Source organism: Paraburkholderia aspalathi (assembly GCF_900116445.1).
GTDB classification, from domain to species: Bacteria; Pseudomonadota; Gammaproteobacteria; order Burkholderiales; family Burkholderiaceae; genus Paraburkholderia; species Paraburkholderia aspalathi.
On sequence record NZ_FPBH01000073.1, the window covers coordinates 1 to 6,038 of the forward strand.

The window sequence follows — 6,038 nt, forward strand, 5'->3', positions numbered from 1 at the left end:
TAAGGGAATACATGATCAATCATGGGCTTGACGGTGAGGTGATTCATGCGACGGGAGTGGGGTCCCGTGATTCAACAACCCAATGTCCGGACGGCAGGAGCAGGGCAGTCATCGCTTGCCTGCAACCGGACCGGCGGGTCTCCATCGAAGTTCGGGCCCAGTAAGATGGCTCGGCGCCGAACTGGCTCGCGATGAACGTGCGAACGTTCGGCGCTGGGCGCTGAGCGTATACGCGCGGCCATGCCGGGGTGTGCTACCCGTCAAGCTTGTAGACGAGCCATGCCGCAGCCTACGAGGCGTCCCATGGTGGGCTCGAACTTGCACGCATCGAACGACCGGCGTGCGCTTAACGTGACGCAAGCAGGCGCTGCGAGTTCCCATCGCCCCGCGCGGCTCCTTGGCGTCAAGACGATACCGGCGGCTGCATGGAGCGTAGGTGGACAGCTATGCTCCTCGCTCATGCCGCCAGCCGATAGACATCGAAAATGGACCGCTTACCGTTCAACCGCGGCGAAGGTCGCCATAGCGTCGCGCGCACCGTCTTTCACGGCAAGCGCGGCGAGCTGCGTCAGCATTACCGCGAGGGTCAGGAAGACCAGTTAGGTGCACTCGGCCTGATGCTCGACACGACCGTGTTGTGGAACACGATCTATATCGAGGCGTGCTTGGACCAACTGCGGACGGAAGGCTATGCGATCAAGGACGCAGACGTGGCGCGACTGTCGCCAGTGTTGCATTAGCACATCAACATGCTGGGGCGATATTCGTTCTTGATGCCGGATGCGGTGGCCAGGGGCGAGCCGCGGCTCTTACGTGATCCAGCTACAGCGACTCATGAAAACGCTTAACCCGGTTTTCCGTTCCACCGCGCCCCAAACGCAATGTCGGGGCGCCGTCAATGAATGGGACTTTTCGTACACTAGGAAGCCCGTTGTCGCTCAAGATGCTGCCGCCGGTGGGGCGGGATCTGATTGAAATAATGCTCGACGCGCGTCAAAGCGTAGAGCGTGGCCGCCGAACGCACTTCGTTGCGATTGCCAGCAAAGCGCCGCGTTTCGGCAAACGTGACGAAATCATCGGGCGCCAGCCGGAAGGACCACGCGAAGCACTGCGTACCCGGCGGCGGGTCGCCCCCGGCGCCGTCACCCGCTCCGGTGCCGGCGAGGTGTTCGATACCGCGATGTCCGCACAACAGCCTTCCTGGCGCAGCGCCTTTTGGCCATTTCGCGTGCGACCCCTTCGCTTGTGAGCCCCCAGCACTCCATGGTGCTTTCCTGCACGCCGAGAAAGCCGGCTTTACCGGACGGCGAGTAGCTGACAAAACCCACGTCGAGGCACGCGCCGCTGCCCGGCACGCTCGCGAGATACGACGCGATCTGCCCACCGGTGCAGGACTCGGCGGCGGCGAGCTTAAGACCGTGCGATGTGAGGAAGGTGACGACCTGCAAGGGGATGTTCATGGCTATGTGCTGCCGGGGGCGCGATGGGACGAGGCTTCGTTGTCAGGGAGCGAGCAAATACCGGTCCACGATTCTCGTGCGATGCTGACCCTGAGCAGAGCGGGAGCGGTGACGCGCCTACGCGGCTGTGAAGATCTAGCGGTGGCTACATCGCGAAGTACATCGCCAAGAACACCGACGGCCATGCAGTCGGCGACCACAAGACGCAAGAGGGCTATATCGTCCAGGCGGATATGTGGGGCGAAGACGAAATTACACCATCGCAACGCGTGGAAGCTTGGGCCGCGCTGTGGGGCATTCGCCAGTTCCAGCAGTTCGGCGGTGCGCCTGTTGGCGTGTGGCGTGAGCTGCGGCGTCTGAAGGTGGAAGACCTGCCAACAGCCGAAGAATCTCCCGCAATTATGGCGGCATGGCATGCCGCGCAGAAGACGGAAACCCATAAGGCGGATTGGGCGCAATACGCGCGCGCCATGGGCGGTGTTGCGGGGCAAGAACGGCTGATTTATGTGAAGCGAACCACGCAGCACAGAGAAGGCCACTACGGAATTGCGCCGGTCAAAGTACCGTACGGCGTTGCGGCAACGGGTGTTGCCTACATCGTGGACGGTATGTGTGCGTACTCGAAAGAAACAGAGATTTTTGTTCCGGCTACCCGCTATGAGTGGCGGAAGGTTGAGCGCAGCGGCGAAGCCGCGAGCGCTCGGACTTGTGTCAATAACTGTACGCGCAGCGTTCGGCCAGGGGTGGCGCAATTCGATTGCGCAGCTGGATCGCAGCGTCGAAATCAGCGCATGTGGGGAAGGGGACGGCGGGAAGCGGGGTCAATGGAACCTGTAGAGCAAGGAATTCCCATGACACAGATGAAGATCGACTGCCCGTGCTGCAGTGGCGAGATTGATGCGCGCCACACCGAAGGTCTGTCGACAACGCTGCGGCGCATGTACTTCGTTTGCGAAGACTGCGGCTATCAGACGCCGGCGGGTTTTGAAATCCTGTTCTCGCTGTCGCCGTCATCCAGGCCGCGCGAAGGCGTGTCGCTCGAAGTGCGGCCGTCGCCAATGCTGCGCGGCGCGGTGAACGCGCGCACGACGATGCTTCGGGAGGACCGGCCGTGAGATTCACAATCGCCTGCCCGCATTGCAGCGCTCGCGGTATCGCGCGTGCAATGGAAAAGAAGTCGCAGACGGATTGGGAAATTGATTTCCAGTGCGATGACGTGACATGCGGTCACACGTATCGCACGAAACTCGAAATGTTCCCGCCTGAACTGCCGATACCTAAACGGCAGAGGCGAAGCAACACCGAATTGCAGTTTGATCTTTAACCAGTTCCGGGGGAGGCCGAAGATCAGAGGGAAGGGCGCACCTGTCCCGCGAGGCGACCAGGCGCGCTACACCGTTCAGCGAGAGTTGTCAGTATTCGCGTGTTCGCGTTCGTGGTCGTGGTCGCGTCGTGGGTCACGCTCATGCGGATGATCGTGCATCCACTCGTCGTGCTCCCAGTAGCGATGGCCGTCCCAGTAGCGGTCGCCGTGCCAGCCGAACGTGATCGCCGCGCCCGGTGCCGGGGCCTGAGCCGGCTCGTCGTACCTCGGTTGCGGTGCGCCGTAGACTTGCGCGAAGGCCGTGCTGGCCGTGACGAGTGCTGTGCCTGCCACGAACGTCATCAGAACTGAGCGCGTTGCATTCATAACATGTTTCATGATCTTCCCTCCATCGGATACCCGATAATCAGCACGGTTCGTACCTGACCAGATCGCAAACGCTTCGCTCATTATTTTCAGGCATGCCCGTCTCGCCACTTCGTGGCGGACCCATTTCGCACGATCTAAATCATTTTTTTCTTAACATTATCATATGTAGTACGTAGTAGTTACGTGGCTAGTTATTCCACAAGACCGTGTCCGAGGGGAGACTGCGGAGCCTTCTTCACAATCGTTGGCGACCGCTCAGATCAGGGCTAAGAGATTGCTGCCCGCACGCCCTCAGACGGCAGCAGGCCAGAGGAGGTACGCGATCGCGTTTCGCAATTCCGAGTCGAATGCAATCGATGGACGGCGAGCGATTAGTTTTGAAGAAAGCAGAATAGCGGCCCATCCGCCGGGATGGGCCGAAGCGGCCATCATGATCGCTGAGTCCGGTTGTCCGCCCAGCGCAATGCATCCGCCGCTTTATTTAGCCCGAGTCTCGGCCGGGACGTTATTAGCCAGCGTACTGGTGGCCCCGTCGTTGCGTTCGTCGATCCATGCGACCGCCCACTTATGGGCAGCCCGGATCGCCTCGGCCTCGGTATCGCACCTGGCGAGATCGCGTTCGATGTGCTTTTCAGTGTCTGCATTACTTTCTGGCGAGCTGCGGATTAGTCGCGCGTGGGCGAAGAATTTTCCGAGGGAAAATTCAGGAGTTGGGTCAATGATCCAGCCGCCGTACTCGTACCCCATGATCACCTCCGATACTCAACTAGTCGAGATTCGAAATGAGAAAACATGGATTCATCGGATCGTAATCGCTAGACCTCCAAGGTTGGACCCGCTGATTTCAGGGACGATGCGGGGGTAACGAGTTACCCCGCCTCCAGTTTTGTTATAGACGCTCCAGCGAAGGGCGCGCGTCGTTCCGGAGATACAAATCGCAAAAAATGCGACAAATTGTTTCGCTAACGCACTACGACTGGCTTACATCCCGACTACATTTCCCCAGTAATCAAACGAGGCCGCACGATCGGCGACGTCAATGGCCGTCATGGTCGAGAAGTCCTTGATACCCACCAGTCCGCGATCTTCACCCACTCCTGTAAATCCGATAGCGGCCAGTCCTGACTTTCGGCGGGGTCACCGGGTCTGGTCGGCGCCATAGCCCGTCGCGATCGGAGGAAGATCCTCAAGCTGTGGCGGATGTTCGCTTGATACTGTAGGGGTTGAACCGCACGACCTCGTCGCCGATCCAGTCATTGATCTGAGTAAATCTCCGTTGTAGCGGTTCAATTTCGTTAGCGCCAGACACCTCGGCCGCCGTGTCTGCGGCCCCAAAGCCGCCCGTATTGCTCGGCACCATGCCGATAAGCTGCGGCGGGACGCGATGCGCGGCGAGCAGGTCGTCACGCGTCACATTCTTGATGTTGAAAAACTCGTCTTTCGCCGTGACCTCGGACACCGGGATAAGCTGAATCCCTTCCTTTTTTCCGTTCGGCGCGTACATGAACAGGTTGCGGAAATTGCCCGGTCCCTTGCTGTTTTTCAGCGCCTCGCGCAACGCGTCGACGTCTTCCTGCTTCTGCGCTGCATCCGTCATGTACAGGATGAAGCCGGCATGCGATCCGTTTTCATAGTAGCGCCGGCGAAACAGCGTCGCCGACTCGTTCAACCATGCCGCGTGCAGCGCACCGAGATACTCGGGCAGGCCATACACTTCCTGATTGATATCCGGTTCTATCAGGTTAAAGATCACGCCCGGTTCGAATTCGTGTTTTTCATGTATGTCGTTGACCTGAAAGAGGCGCTGCAAGTCGGTCGCACGTCGCACGTACTTCGCTGGCGCCCGCTTGAGCGCGAGCGTGCCGCCTAGCCGGTTCTTTTGCCTCTCTATCGGGCCATTGCCAAACACCAGGAAATCAAGCGCCCACTTGTCGAATTCTTCGCGCGTGAGCAACTTGTGTGGAATGAATGTGGATGACAGCACGTTGCGCTTGAAGTAAATCGCGGAGCTGTGATGCACGCCGGCGCGAAATGACTTCGCCAGGCCGGCGAACGACACCGGCGGTTCAAACCAGTCACCGGCTGACCAGCTCTCGACGTAATCCAAGATCTCGGCCCGATCCATAACCGGCATCGGGTCGCCGAATGTGGACTCGGATAATGACAGTGCGTTCATGAACCAGAGCGTCCTCGACTACTGCAAGGGCCGCGGTCTGGTTCAGACGCGCTCGAGGGCCTACAAGAAGAACGATCAGGCCTGGGTGGAGCAGAAGAACGGCGCCGTGAACGGCGCCGTCGTGCGGCGGCTGGTCGGTTATGGCCGGCTGAGCGGTGTCGATGCCAGGAACGCGCTGGCGCAGCTGTACGCGTCATCGCGGCTATACATTAACTTCTTCCAGCCTTCGTTCAAGCTGAAGTCCAAGACGCGTGACGGCGCGCGCGTACACAAGGTCTATTTAGCGCCGGCGACGCCGTGCGATCGGCTTCTGGCACACGACAGCGTTGAACCAGCTATCAAAGAGAAACTGAAGGCACAGTTCAAAGGCCTCGATCCTGTGCGGCTGCTGCAGGAGATGCGAACGGCTCAGCAGACATTGAGCGACTTCGCAGCCCACGGCGTGCGTGCTGAAGCAGCGCCGGCGGGCGAATCAGACATTGCCGTCTTCCTCGCCAGCCTTTCTTCGGCATGGAAGGAAGGTGAGGCACGTCCAACGCACCGGAAACAACCCAAGGCAAAGCACTGGTGGAGAAGTCGGGTGGATCCGTTCGCCGACGCGTGGCCGCTAATCGGTAAGCGCTAGTTAAAGCACACCGGATCGTCAGATGCGGCGGAGAACAGGGGTTCAAGCCTGTCTACTTTTTGCCCCAGTTGTTCCACGCCATGC

General features: G+C 59.7%; 6 protein-coding genes and 2 pseudogenes. 4 read left to right on the forward strand and 4 right to left on the reverse strand.

Annotated features, from left to right (window positions below; genetic code table 11):
• Positions 1-494: 494 nt before the first annotated feature.
• Positions 495-848 (forward strand): annotated as a pseudogene (locus BM438_RS44130) (Tn3 family transposase); the annotation flags it as partial.
• Positions 849-919: 71 nt separating this feature from the next.
• On the opposite strand, the pseudogene BM438_RS44135 reads toward BM438_RS44130, so the two are convergent.
• A pseudogene (locus BM438_RS44135) lies at positions 920-1,460 on the reverse strand (CinA family protein).
• Between the two features lie 233 nt (positions 1,461-1,693).
• On the opposite strand from BM438_RS44135, the gene BM438_RS47185 reads away from it, so the two are divergent.
• Entirely contained in the window at positions 1,694-2,575 is an 882-nt protein-coding gene (locus tag BM438_RS47185; RefSeq protein ID WP_425270771.1) for an ogr/Delta-like zinc finger family protein, read from the forward strand.
• Complete coding sequence (locus BM438_RS44150; protein ID WP_093647827.1) at positions 2,572-2,784, forward strand: Ogr/Delta-like zinc finger protein; 213 nt, start codon at positions 2,572-2,574, stop codon at positions 2,782-2,784. The genes BM438_RS47185 and BM438_RS44150 overlap by 4 nt, the downstream gene beginning before the upstream one ends.
• Positions 2,785-2,859: 75 nt before the next feature.
• On the opposite strand, the gene BM438_RS44155 is transcribed toward BM438_RS44150, so the two are convergent.
• The 3 genes from BM438_RS44155 to BM438_RS44165 form a co-directional block, all read right to left on the reverse strand.
• Complete coding sequence (locus BM438_RS44155) at positions 2,860-3,162, reverse strand: hypothetical protein (RefSeq protein ID WP_093647829.1); 303 nt, start codon at positions 3,160-3,162, stop codon at positions 2,860-2,862.
• 468 nt (positions 3,163-3,630) lie between these two features.
• Entirely contained in the window at positions 3,631-3,900 is a 270-nt protein-coding gene (locus tag BM438_RS44160) for a hypothetical protein (protein WP_093647832.1), read from the reverse strand.
• A gap of 439 nt (positions 3,901-4,339) precedes the next feature.
• Positions 4,340-5,329, reverse strand: coding sequence for a phage portal protein (locus BM438_RS44165; protein WP_093647834.1), 990 nt, complete (start codon positions 5,327-5,329; stop codon positions 4,340-4,342).
• On the opposite strand from BM438_RS44165, the gene BM438_RS44170 reads away from it, so the two are divergent.
• On the forward strand, positions 5,328-5,954 hold the full coding sequence (locus tag BM438_RS44170) for a hypothetical protein (RefSeq protein ID WP_244179619.1): 627 nt from the start codon (positions 5,328-5,330) through the stop codon (positions 5,952-5,954). The two genes, BM438_RS44165 and BM438_RS44170, sit on opposite strands and share 2 nt — an antisense overlap.
• Positions 5,955-6,038 lie beyond the last annotated feature (84 nt).